19 protein-coding genes are annotated in these 19,597 nt (G+C 60.8%); 9 read left to right on the plus strand and 10 right to left on the minus strand.

What is annotated here, in order from left to right; genetic code table 11:
- The first annotated feature begins 281 nt into the window (after positions 1–281).
- Positions 282–692 carry a hypothetical protein gene (locus tag ACZRMO_RS11400; protein WP_463972922.1) on the plus strand — a complete coding sequence of 137 codons (411 nt, stop codon included), beginning with the start codon at positions 282–284 and terminating at the stop codon, positions 690–692.
- 150 nt (positions 693–842) lie between these two features.
- Positions 843–1,475 (plus strand): TetR family transcriptional regulator, encoded by a 633-nt coding sequence (locus tag ACZRMO_RS11405; protein WP_017737497.1) that lies wholly within the window; start codon positions 843–845, stop codon positions 1,473–1,475.
- A gap of 5 nt (positions 1,476–1,480) precedes the next feature.
- Here the strand turns inward: ACZRMO_RS11405 and ACZRMO_RS11410 are convergent, their stop codons facing one another.
- Positions 1,481–1,966: a C40 family peptidase gene (locus tag ACZRMO_RS11410; protein ID WP_463972923.1), complete on the minus strand. Its 486-nt coding sequence runs from the start codon at positions 1,964–1,966 to the stop codon at positions 1,481–1,483.
- A gap of 277 nt (positions 1,967–2,243) precedes the next feature.
- Here ACZRMO_RS11410 and ureE point away from each other — a divergent pair, with 277 nt between their 5' ends.
- The 5 genes from ureE (at position 2,244) to ACZRMO_RS11435 (ending at position 5,905) form a co-directional block, all read left to right on the plus strand.
- Positions 2,244–2,744: an urease accessory protein UreE gene (ureE, locus tag ACZRMO_RS11415; protein ID WP_017737495.1), complete on the plus strand. Its 501-nt coding sequence runs from the start codon at positions 2,244–2,246 to the stop codon at positions 2,742–2,744.
- Positions 2,741–3,415, plus strand: a complete 675-nt coding sequence (locus tag ACZRMO_RS11420; RefSeq protein WP_463972924.1) for an urease accessory protein UreF — start codon at positions 2,741–2,743, stop codon at positions 3,413–3,415. The genes ureE and ACZRMO_RS11420 overlap by 4 nt, the downstream gene beginning before the upstream one ends.
- Positions 3,416–3,427: 12 nt before the next feature.
- Positions 3,428–4,042, plus strand: coding sequence for an urease accessory protein UreG (gene ureG, locus ACZRMO_RS11425; RefSeq protein ID WP_017737493.1), 615 nt, complete (start codon positions 3,428–3,430; stop codon positions 4,040–4,042).
- A 22-nt stretch (positions 4,043–4,064) separates the two neighbouring features.
- A complete protein-coding gene (locus tag ACZRMO_RS11430) occupies positions 4,065–4,637 on the plus strand; it encodes a HupE/UreJ family protein (protein WP_207046581.1) in 573 nt (190 codons plus the stop codon).
- Between the two features lie 158 nt (positions 4,638–4,795).
- Positions 4,796–5,905 (plus strand): AGE family epimerase/isomerase, encoded by a 1,110-nt coding sequence (locus ACZRMO_RS11435; RefSeq protein ID WP_463972925.1) that lies wholly within the window; start codon positions 4,796–4,798, stop codon positions 5,903–5,905.
- A 119-nt stretch (positions 5,906–6,024) separates the two neighbouring features.
- Here the strand turns inward: ACZRMO_RS11435 and ACZRMO_RS11440 are convergent, their stop codons facing one another.
- The 9 genes from ACZRMO_RS11440 to amaB form a co-directional block, all read right to left on the minus strand.
- Positions 6,025–6,930: a cation diffusion facilitator family transporter gene (locus tag ACZRMO_RS11440; RefSeq protein ID WP_124525581.1), complete on the minus strand. Its 906-nt coding sequence runs from the start codon at positions 6,928–6,930 to the stop codon at positions 6,025–6,027.
- 192 nt (positions 6,931–7,122) lie between these two features.
- Positions 7,123–7,890, minus strand: a complete 768-nt coding sequence (locus tag ACZRMO_RS11445) for an SDR family oxidoreductase (RefSeq protein WP_463972926.1) — start codon at positions 7,888–7,890, stop codon at positions 7,123–7,125.
- 794 nt (positions 7,891–8,684) lie between these two features.
- On the minus strand, positions 8,685–9,401 hold the full coding sequence (locus tag ACZRMO_RS11450; RefSeq protein WP_005784287.1) for an ABC transporter ATP-binding protein: 717 nt from the start codon (positions 9,399–9,401) through the stop codon (positions 8,685–8,687).
- Positions 9,398–10,273, minus strand: coding sequence for an ABC transporter ATP-binding protein (locus ACZRMO_RS11455; protein WP_124525577.1), 876 nt, complete (start codon positions 10,271–10,273; stop codon positions 9,398–9,400). The genes ACZRMO_RS11450 and ACZRMO_RS11455 overlap by 4 nt, the downstream gene beginning before the upstream one ends.
- Positions 10,270–11,547, minus strand: coding sequence for a high-affinity branched-chain amino acid ABC transporter permease LivM (livM, locus tag ACZRMO_RS11460; protein WP_017737487.1), 1,278 nt, complete (start codon positions 11,545–11,547; stop codon positions 10,270–10,272). Before livM ends, ACZRMO_RS11455 begins: the two co-directional genes overlap by 4 nt.
- Positions 11,548–11,549: 2 nt before the next feature.
- Positions 11,550–12,464, minus strand: a complete 915-nt coding sequence (locus ACZRMO_RS11465) for an ABC transporter permease subunit (RefSeq protein WP_017737486.1) — start codon at positions 12,462–12,464, stop codon at positions 11,550–11,552.
- 201 nt (positions 12,465–12,665) lie between these two features.
- Positions 12,666–13,802 (minus strand): branched-chain amino acid ABC transporter substrate-binding protein, encoded by a 1,137-nt coding sequence (locus tag ACZRMO_RS11470; protein WP_463972927.1) that lies wholly within the window; start codon positions 13,800–13,802, stop codon positions 12,666–12,668.
- A 374-nt stretch (positions 13,803–14,176) separates the two neighbouring features.
- Positions 14,177–15,460 (minus strand): L-pipecolate oxidase, encoded by a 1,284-nt coding sequence (gene amaA / locus ACZRMO_RS11475; RefSeq protein WP_463972928.1) that lies wholly within the window; start codon positions 15,458–15,460, stop codon positions 14,177–14,179.
- Between the two features lie 148 nt (positions 15,461–15,608).
- Entirely contained in the window at positions 15,609–17,099 is a 1,491-nt protein-coding gene (gene amaB / locus ACZRMO_RS11480) for an L-piperidine-6-carboxylate dehydrogenase (RefSeq protein WP_463972929.1), read from the minus strand.
- 155 nt (positions 17,100–17,254) lie between these two features.
- Here amaB and ACZRMO_RS11485 point away from each other — a divergent pair, with 155 nt between their 5' ends.
- Positions 17,255–18,145: a LysR family transcriptional regulator gene (locus ACZRMO_RS11485; RefSeq protein ID WP_463972930.1), complete on the plus strand. Its 891-nt coding sequence runs from the start codon at positions 17,255–17,257 to the stop codon at positions 18,143–18,145.
- Between the two features lie 235 nt (positions 18,146–18,380).
- On the plus strand, positions 18,381–19,595 hold the full coding sequence (pncB, locus tag ACZRMO_RS11490; protein ID WP_017734987.1) for a nicotinate phosphoribosyltransferase: 1,215 nt from the start codon (positions 18,381–18,383) through the stop codon (positions 19,593–19,595).
- The last annotated feature ends 2 nt before the right edge of the window (positions 19,596–19,597 follow it).

Consider the following 19,597-nt stretch of genomic DNA (forward strand, 5'->3'; position numbering starts at 1 on the left):
CGGGGGTTTAACCCGACCACTGATTTAGTCGCAAAAAGCCATTTTCCTGATCAAGCAGACAGAATCAATCATCAACGGCGCACCATTGTTACCCACCTTCGTGTCGAAAATACCCACCCCGGTGCAAAACCGCGGGCTTGAGAGGTGCGAGTTAGAGCCTCCGCCGGGAACAATCAATTCTGTTGATTATTACCATTGTGTTTATGAACTTTTATATCGACTTATCGAGAGTAGCATTAGCCCTGTACCCACTTTATCGCCCTCCCAAGGAGCAACCCATCATGAAACGTCAAGTACTCGCTACCGTCCTGTTGTCCGTCCTGGCTTCCAGCGCTTTTGCCCTGCCAGCCGCCGAACAAGTGACCCCACAGAACAAAGCCCAAGCCGTGCAGTCCAGCCAAACCCTGGCACGCAGCGGTTCGCAAGAAGAAGAAAACCGTGACTACGCCAAAGGCGCTGTCGCTGAAAACGGCCGCAACCGCCTGGAAGAGAAAGGCCTGGTTGAGGGTGGCGCCGAGCAAGCCAACAAACGCGCCTACACCGAAGGTGTTGCTGAAGGTGGCCGTGATCGCCTGGAACAGAAAGGCCTGGTCGAAGGCGGCGCTGAACAAGCCAACAAACGCGCTTACACCGAAGGTGTTGCCGAAGGCGGCGCTGATCGCCTGAAAGAACTGCACGAAGCCCAGAGCTAAGCCTGTGGTGGCCCATAAAAAAGCCCGATCCGCCGATCGGGCTTTCGCTTTGCTGTAGACCGCGTCACGCATCACCCCGCGCAAGTTCGACGCCGATGAAGCTGTTTTGCTAGAGTGCGTCGCTGAACTTGCCGACAAAGCCCGCCCGCCATGCTGCCCCGCGCCGAACAGAAGCAACAGACCCGCCTCGCCCTGATGGACGCAGCCCGCCATCTGATGGAGTGTGGCCGTGGGTTTGGCAGCCTGAGCCTGCGCGAAGTGGCCAAGACGGCCGGCATTGTGCCCACCGGTTTCTATCGCCACTTTGCCGACATGGATCAACTTGGGCTCGTCCTGGTCAGCGAGGTCGGCCAGACCTTCCGCGCCACCATTCGCCTGGTGCGCCACAACGAATTCGTGATGGGCGGCATTATCGACGCGTCCGTGCGCATCTTTCTCGATGTGGTCTCGGCCAACCGTTCGCAATTCCTGTTCCTCGCCCGCGAGCAATACGGCGGCTGCCTGGCCGTGCGCCAAGCCATCGGCGCCTTGCGCGAAGACATCACCCGCGACCTCGCGGCCGACCTCACGCTGATGCCCAAGCTGCAACACCTGGACGGCGAAGGTTTGCATGTGATGGCCGACCTGATCGTCAAAAGTGTGTTCGCCACCCTGCCCGACATCATCGACCCGCCCGCCCAGGCCCTGCCAGCACACCTCACGCCTCAGGCGAAAATCACCCAGCAATTGCGCTTTATCTTTATCGGTTTGAAGCACTGGCAAGGCCTGGGCAGCACCGAGTAAAACGATCAACCCGCCGAGTGGAAACGCTTGGCCGTGGTGTAGTTTTTATTCCAATAGCTGTTGCTCAGCGAATCGATGCGGATGCTCTTGCCGGTGCGTGGCGAATGGATAAATTTGCCTTCGCCGATATAGAGCCCCACATGACTGACCTGGCCGCGCCCATTGCCTTTGAAAAACACCGCATCGCCGGGCTTCAGCGCGTTGCGCGCAACGGTGGCGGCCGTCGAGCGGTGCATCGCTGCCGTGGTGCGCGGGATCTGGATATTCGCTTCGGTCTTGAACAGATAGACCAGGAAACTGCTGCAATCGAACCCTTGCTGCACCGAGGTGCCGCCCCACTTGTAGGGCGTACCCAGCAGTTCATGGGCACGGTCAACCACGTTGTTGATGGTGACCGGGGCGAAGGTCGGGCGCGGTTGTAAATTGGCCGAAGCCGTTGAAATGACAAATGACAGACTGGCGATGACTAAGCAAAAAAATGACTTGAACATGATGAGCGTCGCAGTGAATTAAACACGGCGCGGATCCTAAACACTCAACAAGTAGCACCATGAACGGCGAATCCTCAGGGCGCGTAGGACAAATCCGAAAACGCTCAGGACAAGTGCACAAACACAAAATGAGCACCGTTTTGGCGCATCACTAAAATTTTCCTACGCCCTGTTTAGTGGCGCCACAGTGCCTACTTACAGGCGATTCCTACTCACCGCCGAGATTGGCAAGGCCCTTGCTCTAGCACTTGCATCGCTCATTGCTGGAAGCCTTCTGATGCTGGTGATCCACCGCCGAATCGCCCCCCAAGCCCTCTGGGCTGCCGAACTGCTGCTGAATTTCGAAGCCCGCAGCAAAAGCCGCCTGCGCTGTTTCAGTGCCGATGGTGAAGACGTCGGCCTGTTCTTGGAGCGTGGCCAGCCGCCGCTGCATGATGGCGAATTCCTACAGGCTGAAGACGGACGTGTCGTACGTGTCTGCGCACGCCCTGAACAGCTGCTGCACGTCACCTGCCCCAGCGCCTTTGAACTGACCCGTGCGGCCTATCACCTGGGCAATCGCCACGTAGCCCTGCAAGTCGGGGATGGTTGGCTACGCCTGCTGGATGACTACGTGCTCAAGGCCATGCTGGATCAACTGGGCGCCACCACCGAAACCCTCGAAGCGCCGTTCCAACCGGAACACGGCGCCTATGGCGGTGGCCATCACCATTCGCGCCATGGCGACGAAGATTTCAATTACCCGCCCAAGCTGCACCAGTTCGGCGTACGTCTATGAACCCAGCCTGGGCGCTGTTGCGTCTGGCCAGTCCGCAATTGCCGATTGGCGGCTACAGCTATTCCCAAGGCCTGGAAATGGCCGTGGAGAACGGCCGCGTCAGTGATGCGGCCAGCGCCCGCCGCTGGATCAGCGATCAATTGTTGCTCAACCTCGCGCGTTTTGAAGCACCGCTGCTGCTCGCCCATTGCCACGCCGCCGCGGAACAGGATTGGGCGCAGCTGGCACAGTTGTGCGAAGAACACCGCGCCAGCCGTGAGACCCGCGAGCTGTATCAGGAGAGCCGGCAGATGGGTTACTCGCTGCAACAACTGCTCAATGGTTTACCTGAGCTGGACGACGCCGCGCGCCACTTCCTTGAACAACGCGGCGAACCTCACCTCGCCCTGGGCTGGGCCCTGGCCGCCCGCGCCTGGACCATCAGCCCCGCCGACGCCCTCGCCGCCTGGCTGTGGAGCTGGCTGGAAAACCAACTGGCCGTGCTGATGAAAACCCTGCCCCTGGGCCAACAAGCCGCCCAGCGCCTGACCAGCGAGCTGCTGCCTCTGTTGCAACAAACCCAGCAGGACGCCGCGCGTATCGACCCCAACCATTTCGGCAGCGCCGCGTTCGGCCTGTCCCTGGCGTGCATGGCCCACGAGCGCCAATACAGCCGCCTGTTCCGTTCCTAGGAGAACCACCCCATGAATACACAACCTTTGCGCGTCGGCATCGGTGGCCCAGTGGGCTCCGGCAAGACCGCCCTGACCCTGGCCCTGTGCCTCGCCCTGCGCGACCGCTACAACCTGGCCGTGGTCACCAACGACATCTATACCCGCGAAGACGCCGACTTTCTGGTGCGCAACCAGGCCCTCGCGCCCGAGCGCATCATCGGCGTGGAAACCGGTGGTTGCCCGCACACGGCGATCCGCGAAGACGCGTCGATCAACCTTGAAGCGGTGGACCAGCTCAACCGCCGCTTCCCCGGCCTGGACCTGATCCTGGTGGAGTCCGGTGGCGACAACCTCTCGGCGACGTTCAGCCCGGAGCTGTCGGACCTGACCATCTATGTGATCGATGTGTCCGCCGGCGACAAGCTGCCGCGCAAGGGCGGACCAGGCATTTGCAAGTCCGACCTGCTGGTGATCAACAAGATCGACCTGGCGCCGCTGGTCGGTGCCTCGCTGGAATTGATGAACAGCGACACCACCCGTATGCGCAATGGCAAACCCTTTGTATTCAGCAACCAGAAAACCGGGGTTGGCCTGGAAGAAATCGTCGCCTTTATCGAACGCCAAGGCCTGCTGACCGCCGCCTGATCAACCCATAAGGAACCTGTCCATGAGCCTCAAGAAACTCTTCACCGCCGCCGCGTTGCTGCTGGCCCCGGCCCTCGCGTTCGCCCACCCGGGCCATGGCGATAACGGCTTGATCGCCGGGATCAGCCACCCGTTGGGCGGTATCGATCATTTGCTGGCGATGGTTGCGGTCGGCCTGTGGGCCGCACAACAGAAAGGCGCGGCCCGCTGGGCGCTGCCGTGTACGTTTGTCGGCACCATGTTGATCGGTGGCGTGCTGGGCTTTGAAGGGATGCAATTGCCGGCGATGGAAAGCGGGATAGCCGCGTCGGTGCTGGCCTTGGGCCTGGCGGTGGCGCTGGCGGTGCGGCCGCCGTTGTTTGTCGCGGTGGGTGCGACTGCGTTGTTCGCCTTGTTCCATGGCGTGGCCCATGGTTTGGAGCTGCCGGACATGTCCAGCCCGTGGGCGTATGCGGCCGGGTTTGTCGGGGCGACTGCGGTGTTGCACGCGGCCGGTTATGCGGTGGTGCGTTTCCTGCCGGCTGCAGCGGCGCCGTTGGTGCGGATTGCGGGGGCGGCGTCGGCGGCGACTGGGGTTTGGTTGCTCGCGGGCTGATTCGATCGTTCCCACGCTCCGCGTGGGAATGCCTCCCAGGGCGCTCCGCGCCCCAAAGCACGACGCAGAGCGTCATGAAATGCATTCCCACGCAGAGCGTGGGAACGATCAGCCTGCTACCATGCGCGCCTACACCCCTGCCGTGACGACGCCAGCCAATGCCCACCGCTCCAAGCTCTGCCCTGAATGCCGTGCTCACGCACTTCCACACCCTGATCGTGCCGCTCTGGCAGGGCCCAGGCTGGAATGCCGACCTCGCGCTCCCCTATGAAGCGCTGGACGCCAACCATCAGCCGCTGCCCCCGCAACGCTACCGCGCCATGGCCTGTGCCCGGCAGTTGTACCTGTTCGCCAGCCTGATCGGCGAACCCGGCGCGGCGTTTGCCGAAGAACGCGCGGCGGCGTTGTTCCGTTCCTTGCAACGGCACTTCCACGATGCCGAGCACGGCGGCTGGTTCTACAGCATCGACCCGGCCGGCCATCCGCTGGACAAGCGCAAAGACCTCTACACCCACGCCTTCATCATCTTCGCCTGCGCCCACTACTGGGCCAAGGTGCGCGAGCCGTTGGTGGAGTCGGTGCTCAACGCCGCCCTGGCAGTGGTCGCCGAGCGCTTTGCCACAGGCGACGGCCTGTACGAAGCCGTGCTGGAACGCAACTGGTCATCCCTCAAGTCCGGCCCGCTGCAAAACCCGCTGATGCACTTGGCCGAAGGCTTCCTGGCCACCCTCGCCGTGCGTGAAGACGCCGGTGTACAAGCGGCACTGCTGGGCCTGGCGACGGCCATGCAGCAGCGCTTCATCGACCGCCAGCATGGCGTGATGATGGAAAAACCGCTGGGCGCTGTGGATAACTGGTTTGAGCCGGGGCACCAGTTCGAATGGTTCTTTTTGCTGGAATCTTCCGACGTCCTACGCGGCACGCCGTTGCACGCCTCGCTGACGCGGGCCTTTGCCTACGCCGAGCAAAAGGGTGTGGATAAGTTGAGCGGTGCGGTCAGCGGCATGTTGGCGCTGGATGGCAGCGTGCGCGATGGCACCCAGCGCATCTGGGCCCAGGCGGAATACCTGCGGGCGCTGACCTTGCGGCGCGACAGCGATGCCGTGTTGCAGCGCCAGTTGCTGGCGCTGCAACAGCACTTTCTGCATGGCAAAGGCTGGAATGAATGCCTGGATGCCCAGGGGGTGGTGAGTCGGTGGGATATGCCGTCGACTACGCCTTATCACTTGGCGACTTGTTATCAGGGTCTGATCCAGCACTTGGGCTAATCTTCAGGGCCTCTTCGCGAGCAAGCCCGCTCCCACAGTTGACCGCGTCCTACCTTTGAAATGCGGTCGAATGTGGGAGCGGGCTTGCTCGCGAATGCCTCACCTCGGTCTACCTGACCTCACGCAATCCACTTGCGATCCCCCGTAAAACTGATGGTCAACCACCGCGCCGCATCCGCTTTGCCAAGCCCTGTGGATATCTCTTCGCGCAGCCCATCGAGGGTGGCGACGTTATCCACCGGGTAATCCGCCGGCAACACCACATGAATCTCGATAAACCGCGCCCGCCCGTGTTTTTGCACGTAGGACACGTAGTCGTCGAAACCGTGTTTGGCCTGGGCCGCGTCCATCACTTCACGCACCTTGTCGTCCAACTGGTCCGGGGCAATCCCCAGCACCTCGCGCAACGCCGGGCGCAGGATCTTGAACGCCGGCGCCAGCATGCTCAGGGCCAGCAGGATCAGGATCAATGGGTCGACGTACACCGCCCACTCGCCATAGCCCTGGGACTTGAGCAACAGCGCGGCGAGGAAGCTGATCAGCAAGCCGATCGATAGCATCGCGTCCACCAGCCAGCTGATGTTGTCGAACTGGATCAGCGAGGACTTGAGCGTGCGATTGCGATAACGCACGTAGAAGAAGTAGGCAAATTCGACGACGGTAAACACCGCCGCATAAATGATCACCAACCCCAACTCGATCTCGCGTCCGCCATTGATAATGCCGAACACCCCGTTGAGAAACGCATAGATGGCGATCAGCAGCAGGAAGCTGCCCTCGATCAACAGCACCATGGGCTCCAGGTGCCAGTAGCCGAACTGGAAGCGCTCGTTGCTTTTCTTGGCGATCAGCTTGGCCGTGATCAGCATCAGCACCTTGATGGCGGTGGCGATCAGCGAGAAAAAACCGTCGAACAGAATGGATTGGGCGCCGGATATCACACCCGTGACAATCCCGGCGATCGCGACGGCGAACATCAGGATGGTCGATTGTTTGAGCAGTGCCTGCTCACCTCGGTTACTCACATTTCCTCCTGTCAAAACCTTGAAACCGCTGGGTGCGGTGGGGTTTTCAGGAGGTGAGTGTACCTTATGGCCTGTTTTGACCGATTGTGGCGAGGGAGCTTGCTCCCGCTGGGCTGCGCAGCGGCCCCAAAATCTTAGGGCCGCTTCGCGCCCCAGCGGGAGCAAGCTCCCTCGCCACAGGAGCGATCGGTCTTAAGACTTGGCCCCACGCTCGATGGCAAACCCAGCCCAGGTCTGGCTCACCGGCATCAATTCCAGGCGGTTGATGTTCACATGCGCCGGCGTGTTCATGACCCAGAAGATCGTGTCGGCAATGTCCTGCGGCTGGATCGGCTCGGCGCCGGCATAGGTGGCGTCATAACGCGCCTGGTCACCGCCAAAGCGCACCAGCGAGAACTCGCTCTCACACAGGCCCGGCTCGATGTTGGTCACCCGTACGCCGGTGCCTTGCAGGTCGCAGCGCAGGTTCAGCGAGAACTGCTTAACGAACGCCTTGGAACCGCCATACACATGGCTGCCCGGGTACGGATAGTTGCCGGCGATGGAACCAAGGTTGATGATCCCGGCACCACGGCCGTGGGCAATCAGGCGCGGCAGCAGCAGGCTGGTGGTGGTCAGCAGGCCCTTGATGTTGGTATCGACCATGGTTTCCCAGTCGTCGAGGCTGCACTTGGGTGCTGGGTCGGTACCGACGGCCAGGCCCGCGTTGTTGATCAGCCCGCGCAGCTTCGCGAACGATGGCGGCAGGTTGGCGATTGCGTCTTCCATGCCCTTGCGGTCACGCACGTCCACCACCAGGCCGTGCACTTCAGTCTGCTTGGAAAGCTCTTCGACCAGCGCGTTCAAGCGCTCGGCACGACGACCGGTGAGTACCAGTTTCCAGCCGGCTTCGGCAAAACGACGGGCGCAGGCTTCGCCGAAACCTGAGGTTGCGCCAGTAATAAACAGCGTGTTGGACATGGTGTTCTCCTTGCGGGCATCGGGAAAAAATCAGCCAGCAGAATGCCCGTACGACGCGGTTGCGGCAACCGCTATGCACAGAACTTCATGTGCAGCTGATCACTTTTTAACCATATCTCGCAAAGCCTTACAGAACGTGGCTTGCAGCCATGTGCGCGCAGGTTATCCACAACTGCGCCCACAGTCTTTGGGGGCAAGTGCAAAACACCTCAGGCCGCTGTATGCGGGGCTTGCAGGCGATTTTAGAAAGTTTTTTGCTTGACCTTGGCGGGGCCGTATGTAGGCCCATCAACGGGGAGAAAATTCCAACGATGGCTCCAGGCCAGTCATTCCGGCCTCTGCGGAGGTCTTTCCAGAGTTTAGTCACAGACTTATCCACAGGCTTAGCGGACATAAATCGGTCATATACCTGTGTCTTTAAACAGGTTGACAAAGCCCTTGGCCGGTCGCGAAAAAGCCGCTGATCGAAAAACGATCACCTAGCTGAAAGCCCCGGTTTTAAAGGCTCTCAGCAGAGTACTACCACGTTACCCACAGCCGGTTCCACAGTGGATGGGGACAAGTCAAAACTGTGACAAAACAGGGATTTGCGGCGGCTATATGTCGCGCTTTGGAGGGTGGCTGGATTTGTTTTCCACAATTTGGCGAATGCGTTGTGGATGATCGTTCCCACGCTGTTCGTTCCCACGCTCCGCGTGGGAATGCATCCCAGGACGCTCCGCGTCCAAAGCGTGACGCGGAGCGTCACAAGAGGCGTTCCCACGCGGAGCGTGGGAACGATCAGATGATGGCGATCAGTGCCCGCCGAGGTAGGCGTTGCGCACTTCCTCGTTCACCAGCAGCTCTTTACCGGTGCCGGTGAGACGAATCTCACCGTTGACCATCACATACGCCCTGTCCGACAAGCGCAGCGCATGGTTGGCGTTCTGCTCCACCAGGAAGATGGTCATCCCGGTAGACGCCAGCTCCCGCAAGGTCGAGAAGATCTGCTTCACCACAATCGGCGCCAGCCCCAGGCTCGGCTCATCCAGCAGCAACAGCTTGGGCCGGCTCATCAATGCGCGGGCGATGGCGAGCATTTGCTGCTCACCACCGGACATGGTCATGGCCCGCTGGTTACGCCGTTCCTTGAGCCGTGGGAACAGCTCGAACATGCGCTGCATATCCTCGCTGGCGAATTTGTCGCCAATCGGGATGGTGCCCATCAGCAGGTTTTCCTCGACGGTCATGTCGGGGAACACCCGCCGCCCTTCCGGCGACTGCGCGATGCCGTTGGAGGCGATGTAGTGGGACGACTTGTGGGTAATGTCGACGCCGTTGTACAGAATCTGCCCCGACTCGGCCCGTGGCTGGCCGAAGATCGACATCAGCAGCGTGGATTTGCCCGCGCCGTTGGAGCCGATCAGGCTCACGGTTTCGCCTTCGTTGATGTGCAGCGAGACTTTTTTCAGGGCCTGGATCGGGCCGTAGAACACGTCCAGGTCCTTCATTTCGAGGATAGGTGCACTCATACCAGCTCCTCTTCGTCGGCGCCGAGGTAGGCGGCAATCACTTTCGGGTCGTTGCGGATCGCGTCCGGGCCGCCTTCGGCGATCACATTGCCGTGGTCGAGCACCACGATGTGGTCGGAAATACTCATCACCATGCCCATGTCGTGTTCAATCAGCACCACCGTCAGGTCGTGTTCGTCGCGCAACAGGCGAATCATCGCGCTGAGGGCTTCGGTTTCCTGGGGGTTGAGGCCCGCCGCCGGTTCGTCCAGGCAGATGATCTGCGGCCGCGTGCACATGGCCCGGGCGATTTCCAGGCGGCGCTGCTGGCCGTAGGAGAGTTCGCCAGCGAGGCGGTTGGCGCAGTCCACCAGGTCCACCACTTCCAGCCAGTAGAAGGCATGGTCGAGGGCGTCGCTTTCGGCCTTGCGGTAGCCCTTGGTGTTGAGGATGCCCGCCAGCATGTTGCGGTTGACCCACATGTGCTGGGCCACCAGCAGGTTCTCCACCACGGACATTTCCTTGAACAGGCGAATGTTCTGGAACGTACGGGCCAGGCCTGCACGGTTGACCAGGTGGGTACCGCCGAACATCTTGTAGTACACCCGGCTGAGGAAGCTTTTCGGCGAGACAAAGTCGGTGGGCTGGAAGCGCTCGCCGAGCAGTTGGATCACGTCGGTCTGCTTGCCGCGCACGTTGAGGTTGATCTTGCCGCCGCTGGCTTTGTAGAAGCCGGTGAGGCAGTTGAACACCGTGGTCTTGCCGGCGCCGTTGGGGCCGATCAGGGCGAAGATCGAGTTGCGTTCGACCTTGAGGCTCACATCGCTCAAGGCCTTGATGCCACCGAAGTGCATCATCAGGTGTTCCACGGAGAGGACGACTTCCTTGCTCATGGCGCTACCCCCTTGCGTGGTGTCACACCGGTACGGCTGATGCGGATCAAGCCGCGCGGTCGCCAGATCATCATCACCACCATCAGCACGCCAAACAGCAGCACGCGGTATTCGGAGAAGCTGCGCAGCAGTTCCGGCGCCACGGTCAACACGAACGCCGCGATCACCACGCCCACCGTCGAACCCATGCCGCCCAAGACCACGATGGCGAGGATCAGCGCCGACTCGAAGAAGGTGAACGACGACGGGTTGACGAAGCCCTGGTAGCTGGCAAAAAACACCCCGGCCAGGCCTGCGGTGGAGGCACCGATGGTGAACGCCGAGAGCTTGACCAGCACGTGGTTCAGGCCCATGGAACGGCAGGCGATCTCATCTTCGCGCAAGGCTTCCCAGGCGCGGCCGACGGGCATGCGGGTCAGGCGGTGCTTGATGTACAGCACGGCCAGCACCACCAGGAACAGCACGATGTAGATGAACATGAACTTGATATTGGGGTTGTAATCGATGCCGAAGAACTCGTGGAACGGAATCCCGCCCTCCTTCGCCTTGCGCCCGAATTCCAGGCCGAGGAAGGTGGGCGATGGCACCGGCATGCCGTTCGGCCCGCCGGTAAACGACAGCCAGTTGTTCAGCACCAGCCGGATGATTTCACCGAAGCCCAGGGTCACGATGGCCAGGTAGTCACCGTGCATTCGCAACACCGGGAAGCCGAGTATGCATCCCGCCAACGCCGCCGCGATGGCCGCCAAGGGCAGCACCGTCCAGAAGCCGAGGCCGAGGTATTGATAACCCAGGGCCAGGCCATAGGCGCCGATGGCATAAAACGCCACGTAGCCCAGGTCGAGCAGGCCGGCCAGGCCGACCACGATGTTCAGGCCCAGGCCCAGCAGCACATAGATCAACCCGAGGATGACCACGGTGAGCAGGTACTTGTTGGCGAAGATCGGGAACACGATGGCGATCACGATCAGCGCCGGGATGATCCAGCGCAGCCGCGACTTGTAGTCCGGCGCCAGCACATGCACACCGGAGCCGCTGCTTTCGAAGCCCTGCAGAATCTTCAGGCCCTTGGGGGTTTGCAGGAACAGGCTGAGGGCAAAGCGGCCGACCATCACGATGGCGACCAGTGTGGCCACCCGGGCCGGTTCCAGGTTGAAGCTGTAGCCATCGAGGACTACGCCGACGATCGGACCGAATACGACCAGGGAAATAAGCCCGGCGAGAATCGTATCGACCACACTTTTCTTGATATCGATGGGTTTGGCAGCAGACATGTTTACACCTTAGCCACGAGTGGGCGACCCAGCAGGCCCTGGGGACGGAAAATCAGAATCACCACCAGCAGGGAGAAACTGAACACGTCTTTGTAGTCAGAGTTGATCAACCCCGCGAACAGCGACTCGGAGATGCCGAGGATGATCCCGCCAAGCATCGCCCCAGGCAGGGAGCCAATGCCGCCGAGGACCGCAGCGGTAAACGCCTTGATGCCGATGATGAAGCCGGCATAGAAGTCGAAGGTGCCGTAGTTGAGGGTGATGAGCACACCGGCAAGGGCGGCCATGGCGGCACCGATGACAAACACGTAGGAGATCACGCGGTCGGTGTTGATGCCGAGGATGGAGGCCATCTTGCGGTCTTGCTGGGTGGCGCGGCACATGCGGCCGAGCTTGGTGTATTTGATCACGTAGGTCAGCAGGGCCATGCCCGCGAAGGCGGCGACCAGGATAAACACCTTGGTGTACGTCAGTTGCACGAAGCCGGTGCCGATATCGACACGCCAGGCCCCGGCCAGCAGGGTGGGAATGCCTTGTTGCTTGGCGCCCTGGGCGATCTGTGCGTAGTTTTGCAGGATCAGCGAGATGCCGATGGCGCTGATCAGCGGCGCGAGTCGGGTGGAATTGCGCAGGGGTTTGTAGGCGACACGCTCGATGACCCAACCGTACACGCCGGTGACGACCACGGTGAAGATCAAGGTGCCGAGAATGAGCAGCGGGAAGGATTCGATGCCGAAGTAGGCGAGCAGGGCCAGGGTGATCGCCGCGAGGTAAGCGGAAATCATATAAACCTCGCCGTGGGCGAAGTTGATCATGCCGATGATGCCGTAGACCATTGTGTAGCCGATGGCGATCAGGCCGTAGACCGACCCAAGGGTCAGGCCGTTGACCAGTTGCTGCAGGAAAATACCATCCATAACGCAATCTCACGCGGTGAGCACCTGCACACCTGTGGGTGTGCGGCGCTTCTGGAGGAAAAGACAGATTTCGATCACAACACAGTCCCCCTGTGGGAGCGGGCTTGCTCGCGAAGGCGGTGTGTCAGAAACACATTCAGAGACTGACACGCCGCATTCGCGAGCAAGCCCGCTCCCACATTGGGTCCGCGGTGTTTGTATTTATTTCTGTTTTTCCAGCTGATGGTATTTACCGTCTTTATCCCACTGGTAAACCACGTAGTCGGAGATTTTCAGGTCACCCTTGCCGTCCCATTCCTTCTTGCCCATCACGGTCTGCACAGGGTTGGCTTTCAACCACTTGGCCGCATCTTCGCCCTTGTTGGACTTGGCACCATTGAAGCCGGCAGCCAGGGCCTGGACCGACGCGTAGGCGTACAGGGTGTAGCCTTCCGGCTCGGTGCCGTTTTTGCGGAACTCTTCCACCACGGCCTTGCTGTCTGGCAGCAGGCGCGGGTCGGCGCCGAAGGTCATGTAGACGCCGTCGACGTATTGCGCGCCGCCAGCAGTGGCCACCAGTTCGTCGGTCACGACGCCATCGTCGGACATGAACTTGACGTCTTTCAAGCCGGCTTCACGGATCTGGCGAACCAGGGGACCGGCTTCCGGGTGCAGGCCGCCGAAGTACACGACGTCGGCGCCCAGGGAGCGGATTTTGGTGACGAGCGCACTGAAGTCTTTTTCACCGCGGGTCAGGCCTTCTTCCAGCACCGGCTTGACGCCGCGCTTGGTCAACTGGGCAGCGGTGGCGTCAGCCAGGCCTTTGCCGTAGGTGTCCTTGTCGTTGATGACCGCGACTTTCTTGCCCTTGAGCACATCGACGATGTAGTCGCCGGCCACGATGCCTTGCTGGTCATCACGCCCGCACATGCGGAACATGGCGCCCAGGCCGCGCTCGGTGACCTGTGGGTTGGTGGAGCCTGGGGTGATTGCGATGATGCCCGCTTCGTCATAGACCTCGGACGCCGGGATGGTGTTGGACGAGCAGAAGTGCCCGACGACGCCAATCACCTTGTCCTGGTCCGCCAAGCGGTTGGCCACGGCCACGGCCTGCTTGGGTTCGCAGGCATCGTCGCCGGCAACCAGCTTGATCTGCTCGCCGTTGATGCCGCCTTCCTTGTTGATTTTATCGGCTGCCGCTTGGGCACCCTTCATGTACTGCTCACCGAAAGCCGCGTTGGCACCCGTCATCGGGCCCGCCACGCCAATTTTCACATCAGCTTGAACAAACGTAGAAACACCCAGCGCCGCTGCAACGGCAAGGGCCAGGAAACCTTTCTTGTAAAACGTCTGGGACATGAGTGGTGCTCCGATATTTTTGATTTTTGGCACTACAACTTGCGTTCAAACTTTTCACTGAAAGCCCTGAGCAAAGCGCGTGCCAGTAGGTTTTTATTCTTCAAAAAGACACGGTGTCATTGTTATTACGGGTGTTTCGGCGCCGTTCGTCAGGACGTGCAACCCTCTAACCTCGATAGGTGCAACCTGCGCGCCGAAAAAGTACAACCCTGGCAGGTCACACCTGCAACCAAGCCTATAAACGACAGTTCCTACAGCTGTAACAAACGGCGTAACGGAACTGCACATTTACAGTGCGTGACTGCTACGACTTGCACCAATACAGATTAGTAGCCTGCTAAGAAAATGCCGGCTTCTGAGCGGTATTTCGCTGATCAGATCACGATCCGCAGACATTGCCCGGCGTGATACAGCGAGAATCCAGCCTCATACAGACAACTGCGCAGGCCCACCCCGGCCAACGGCTGCATCGGAGCGAACGGAATCGGCAAGGCCTGGGGATTCTGGTGACACAGATAGTCGGCAAACGCCTTGCCGACCACGCTGCCAGTGGTCACGCCGCGCCCGTTGTAGCCCGTCACGGCCACCAGGCCCGGCGCCGGTTCGAACAGGCGCATCAGGTGGTCGGGGGTGAAGGCAATGCAGCCGGTCCAGGTGAACTCCCACTGCACCGATTTGAGGTACGGGAAGTAGTGCTGCTGCACCCGATCGGCCCACGCCTTGAGGAACCACGCCGGTTTCTGGTTGCCATTGCCCAGGCTGCCGAGCAACAAGCGGCCATCGGCATCACGGCGGATGCTGCTCAAGACCTGGCGCGTGTCCCACGAACCCTGGCCACCGGGCAGGATTTGCTCGGCGGCGGCTTCCGTTAGCGGGGCTGACGCGACCTGATAGTAGTAGCCGGGGAAAAAGTTGCGGCGCAGTTCGGTCCATTCGCCTTCGGTGTAGGCGTTGGAGGCGATCACCACTTGGGCGGCCTGCACCGAACCTTGGGTCGTTTGCACCGACCACTGCGCGCCTTGGCGCTCCAACTGGGTGACCGGGGAATGGTCGAACAACTGCCCGCCGAGGCCAACGGCAGCATTCGCCAGGCCACTGGTGTAGGCCATCGGGTTCAAGGTGCCGGCGCGGCGATCAAGCAAGGCGGCGGCGATTTTCTTGGTTCCGGTCGCCTGCTCGCAAGCCTGGCCGGTGAGCAATTCCACCGGCGCGCCACGGCGCTTCCATTGTTCTTCACGGCTGCGCAGATCCGCCTCACCCCGGGCGTTGTGCGCCATGTGCAAGGTGCCTTCGCGACGCAATTGGCAATCGATGTTGTATTTGTCGATCAGGCTGAACACCAGGGACGGCGCCGCGCCCAGCATGCGATTGAGCTGGCTGCCGACCTCGGTGCCGAAACCGGCTTCGATGTCATCCGGCGGGATCCACAGGCCAGCGTTGACCAGCCCGACGTTGCGCCCCGAACCGCCGTGACCGGTGCGATGGGCCTCCAGCACGGCGACGCTTTTGCCTTGTTCCAGCAAGTGAATGGCCGCTGACAAACCGGTGATGCCGGCGCCGATCACGCACACATCCACCTTGACCTCACCCTTGAGCGCGGCACGATCCGGCCGGCTGGGGGTGAGGTGTTCCCATAAACATGTTTCGCGTAATGCCATTGCCAGACTCCGATGAGACCCAACAAACCACTTCCAATTTGTTAATGCGATCAAATGTGGGAGCGGGCTTGCTCGCGAATGCGGTGGATCAGTTGTAAATCTGTTGACTGACACACTGCATTCGCGAGCAAGCCCGCTCCCACATTTTTTAGTCGAAAGTGATGCCTTGGGCCAGTGGCAATTCCAGCGAATAGTTCACGGTATTGGTCTGGCGACGCATATACCCACGCCAGGCATCCGAACCCGACTCACGCCCGCCCCCCGTCTCTTTCTCACCGCCAAACGCGCCACCGATTTCCGCGCCGCTCGGGCCGATATTGACGTTGGCGATGCCACAGTCACTGCCCACCGCCGACATGAACTGCTCGGCCTCACGCACATCAGTAGTAAAAATGCACGACGACAAGCCTTGCGGCACGGCGTTGTTCAGGCGCAGGGCTTCAGCGAAGTCGGTGTAGCCGACCACGTAGAGGATCGGTGCGAAGGTCTCGGTGCAGACCACGTCGCTCTGTTCGGGCATTTCCACGATGGCCGGCGACACGTAATAGGCATTCGGGAACGTATCTTCCAGCTGGCGCTTGCCGCCGAACACCCGGCCGCCTTCGCTCAAGGCTTGCTCCAGGGCGTCCTGCATGTTGTCGAAGCCATGTTTGTCGATCAGCGGGCCGATCAGGTTGCCTTCCAGCGGATGGCCGATGCGCACCTTGGAATAAGCGGCCTTGAGGCGGGTGACGATTTCTTCCTTCACCGATTCGTGGGCGATCAGGCGGCGCAGGGTGGTGCAGCGCTGGCCGGCGGTGCCGACGGCGCTGAACAGGATAGCGCGCACGGCCATGTCCAGATCGGCGCTGGGGCCGAGGATCATCGCGTTGTTGCCGCCCAGTTCCAGGATGCTGCGGGCAAAGCGCGCGGCGACTTTCGGCGCCACTTCGCGGCCCATGCGCGTGCTGCCGGTGGCGCTGATCAGGGCGACACGCGGGTCATCCACCAGCGCAGCGCCGGCGTCGCGGCCACCGATGATCACTTGGCTCAAGTACGGCGGAGCATCGTTGAAGTTCTTCACCACGCGCTCGAACAGCGCCTGGCAGGCCAGGGCGGTGAGCGGGGTCTTTTCCGACGGTTTCCAGATCACCGCGTTGCCGCATACCAAGGCCAGGGCGGTGTTCCAGGCCCATACGGCCACCGGAAAGTTGAAGGCGCTGATCACGCCGACCACGCCCAGCGGGTGCCAGGTTTCACGCATATGGTGGCCGGGGCGCTCGGAGGCGATGGTCAAGCCGTAGAGCTGGCGGGACAGGCCGACAGCGAAGTCGCAGATGTCGATCATTTCCTGCACTTCGCCCAGGCCTTCCTGGGTGATCTTGCCGGCTTCCCACGACACCAACTCGCCGAGGTCGACCTTGTATTCGCGCAGCACATCGCCAAATTGGCGCACCAGTTCGCCACGACGCGGCGCTGGCACTTTGCGCCAGGCCTCGAACGCATGCTCGGCGCGACTGACCTGCTGCTCCACCTCGGCGGCACCTTCCCAGTGCACGCTGCCGATACGGCTGCCATCAATCGGCGAATGCACAGGCTGTTTACCCGACTGGTACAGCGCCGGGTTTACCCCGAGACGATCAAGCAATGCGGCAACCATGGGTCACTCCTTCAATCTGCAAACTTAAAAATTCGCGCCGCAGCCCGCACGGCGATCCAGAGCTTATTTGTAGCTGGCCCAAGACTTGCCAACAAACGACGATTAGGCGAGATATCATTCCGTTTATTCATGCAAAGCATAAAAAGAGGCACACCGTGCTGAACAAAAGACATTTGCCCTCGATCACCGCACTGCAATGTTTCGAAGCCGCTACCCGTCATCTGAGCTTCACCCGCGCCGCCGAGGAGCTTAACCTCACCCAGAGCGCGGTGAGCAAGCAAGTGGCGCAGCTGGAAGAATTGCTGCAACACCTGTTGTTTCGCCGTGTACGCCGGCGCTTGCAGATGACCCCGGCCGGGGATTTGTACCTGGTGGAAGTGAGAAAAATCCTCACACAGGTAGAGATGTCCACCCACTACTTGCGCTCCTACGGCGGCGAGACCGAAGTGCTGCGCGTCTCCACGCCCTACACCTTCGGCGCCCGCTGGCTGGTACCGCGCCTCAAGGGCTGGCGCTTGCGTCACCCACACATCCACCTGGACCTGTGCAACGAGCAGGAACCCGATGAATTGCTTCAAGGCAAGGCTGACATGGCCTTCTACTTCGGCCAAGGCGCACGGCCCGGCACCGAGAGCCTGAAGCTGTTCAGCGAAGAGCTTGTACCGGTGTGCGCACCGGAGAGCCTGCCCGCGCAGCCCTTCAATGACCCAAGGCAACTGAGCGAACTGGTGCTGCTGCAAAATGCCTCGCGCCCGCAAGGCTGGCATGACTGGTTCGCCAGCCAGGGTTTGCAGACCGAGCACAGCTACCACGGGCCGCGTTTCGACACCTTCTATATGTGCATCCGTGCGGCGCAAGTGGGCTGTGGTGTGGCGTTGTTGCCGAGGTTTCTGGTGGAAGAAGAATTGGCGGACGGCAAGCTGGTGATTCCTTGGCAGCATGCGATGCCGAGCCAGGATGCGTATTACCTGGCGTATCCCGAGCATTCGGCGGAGGTGCCGAAGGTGCGGGAGTTTGTGAAGTGGATGATGGAGCAAGTTATTTAGGGCCTGAAATTACGCCTTCGCGAGCAAGCCCGCTCCCACATTCAACCGCTTTCCAACATGAGAATGCGGTCAAATGTGGGAGCGGGCTTGCTCGCGAAGACGGCAGTGGCCACAACAACAATCCCAAAATAAAAAATCACTGGCAAAACCCCACAGGTCTATGCGCCACTAGCCCCCTTCCTTAATTGTGCGTAAAGGCCGGCGCCCATCGCCGACCCGTCTGGAGATTCCCGTTATGAGCGAGAGTGTGTTTGCCGATCGCATCGTGCAGAACCTGCTCGACACCGACTTCTACAAGCTGACCATGATGCAGGCGGTGCTGCACAACTACCCGAACGTGGAAGTTGAATGGGAGTTTCGTTGCCGTAACAGTGAAGACCTGCGCCCGTACCTGGCGGAAATCCGCTACCAGATCGAACGCCTCGCCGAGTTGAGCCTGAGCCCGGACCAATTGGGCTTCCTGGAACGCATCAGCTTTATGAAGCCGGATTTTTTGCGCTTCCTCGGGCTATTCCGCTTCAACCTGCGGTATGTGCAGACCGGTATCGAAAACGGCGAGCTGTTCATCCGCCTGCGCGGGCCGTGGCTGCATGTGATCCTGTTTGAAGTGCCGATGCTGGCCATCGTCAGCGAGGTTCGCAATCGCTACCGCTACCAGACCGTGATCCTCGAGCAGGCCCGTGAGCAGCTGTACCGCAAGTTCGATTGGCTGACGGCAAATGCCAGCAGTGAAGAACTGTCGGAGCTGCAAGTGGCCGACTTCGGTACACGCCGACGCTTCTCGTACCGCGTGCAGGAAGAAGTGGTCAGTGTGCTCAAGCACGACTTCCCCGGTCGCTTCGTCGGCACCAGCAACGTGCACCTGGCCCGCGAGCTGGACATGAAACCCCTGGGCACCATGGCCCACGAGTGGATCATGGCCCACCAGCAACTCGGTCCGCGCCTGATCGACAGCCAGATCGCCGCCCTTGATTGCTGGGTCCGCGAATACCGTGGCCTGCTGGGCATCGCCCTGACCGATTGCATCACCACCGACGCGTTCCTCGGCGATTTCGACCTGTACTTCGCCAAGCTGTTCGACGGCCTGCGCCACGACTCCGGCGACCCGGTGCAGTGGGCCGAAAAAGCCATCGCCCATTACCACAAGCTCGGCATCGAGCCGATGAGCAAGACCCTGGTGTTCTCCGACAGCCTGTCGCTGCCCAAGGCCCTGGAAATATTCCGTGCCCTGCGCGGGCGAATCAACGTGAGCTTTGGCATCGGCACCAACCTGACCTGCGATATTCCAGGTGTGGAACCGATGAGCATCGTGCTTAAAATGACCGCCTGCAATGGCCAGCCCGTGGCGAAGATCTCCGATGAAGCGGGCAAGACCCACTGCACCGATCCGAATTTCGTCGCCTATTTGCGTCATGTGTTCAAAGTACCTGCCATCTCTAGCAAGGAGTGAAT

This window comes from Pseudomonas sp. B611 (assembly GCF_055407965.1).

Coding starts and splice junctions, on each gene's coding strand:
- ACZRMO_RS11400 (WP_463972922.1), top strand. CDS start 282: ATGAAACGTCAAGTACTCGCTACCGTCCTGTTGTCCGTCCTGGCTTCC.
- ACZRMO_RS11405 (WP_017737497.1), top strand. CDS start 843: ATGCTGCCCCGCGCCGAACAGAAGCAACAGACCCGCCTCGCCCTGATG.
- ACZRMO_RS11410 (WP_463972923.1), bottom strand. CDS start 1,966: ATGTTCAAGTCATTTTTTTGCTTAGTCATCGCCAGTCTGTCATTTGTC.
- ureE (WP_017737495.1), top strand. CDS start 2,244: ATGCTGGTGATCCACCGCCGAATCGCCCCCCAAGCCCTCTGGGCTGCC.
- ACZRMO_RS11420 (WP_463972924.1), top strand. CDS start 2,741: ATGAACCCAGCCTGGGCGCTGTTGCGTCTGGCCAGTCCGCAATTGCCG.
- ureG (WP_017737493.1), top strand. CDS start 3,428: ATGAATACACAACCTTTGCGCGTCGGCATCGGTGGCCCAGTGGGCTCC.
- ACZRMO_RS11430 (WP_207046581.1), top strand. CDS start 4,065: ATGAGCCTCAAGAAACTCTTCACCGCCGCCGCGTTGCTGCTGGCCCCG.
- ACZRMO_RS11435 (WP_463972925.1), top strand. CDS start 4,796: ATGCCCACCGCTCCAAGCTCTGCCCTGAATGCCGTGCTCACGCACTTC.
- ACZRMO_RS11445 (WP_463972926.1), bottom strand. CDS start 7,890: ATGTCCAACACGCTGTTTATTACTGGCGCAACCTCAGGTTTCGGCGAA.
- ACZRMO_RS11450 (WP_005784287.1), bottom strand. CDS start 9,401: ATGAGTGCACCTATCCTCGAAATGAAGGACCTGGACGTGTTCTACGGC.
- ACZRMO_RS11455 (WP_124525577.1), bottom strand. CDS start 10,273: ATGAGCAAGGAAGTCGTCCTCTCCGTGGAACACCTGATGATGCACTTC.
- livM (WP_017737487.1), bottom strand. CDS start 11,547: ATGTCTGCTGCCAAACCCATCGATATCAAGAAAAGTGTGGTCGATACG.
- ACZRMO_RS11465 (WP_017737486.1), bottom strand. CDS start 12,464: ATGGATGGTATTTTCCTGCAGCAACTGGTCAACGGCCTGACCCTTGGG.
- ACZRMO_RS11470 (WP_463972927.1), bottom strand. CDS start 13,802: ATGTCCCAGACGTTTTACAAGAAAGGTTTCCTGGCCCTTGCCGTTGCA.
- amaA (WP_463972928.1), bottom strand. CDS start 15,460: ATGGCATTACGCGAAACATGTTTATGGGAACACCTCACCCCCAGCCGG.
- amaB (WP_463972929.1), bottom strand. CDS start 17,099: ATGGTTGCCGCATTGCTTGATCGTCTCGGGGTAAACCCGGCGCTGTAC.
- pncB (WP_017734987.1), top strand. CDS start 18,381: ATGAGCGAGAGTGTGTTTGCCGATCGCATCGTGCAGAACCTGCTCGAC.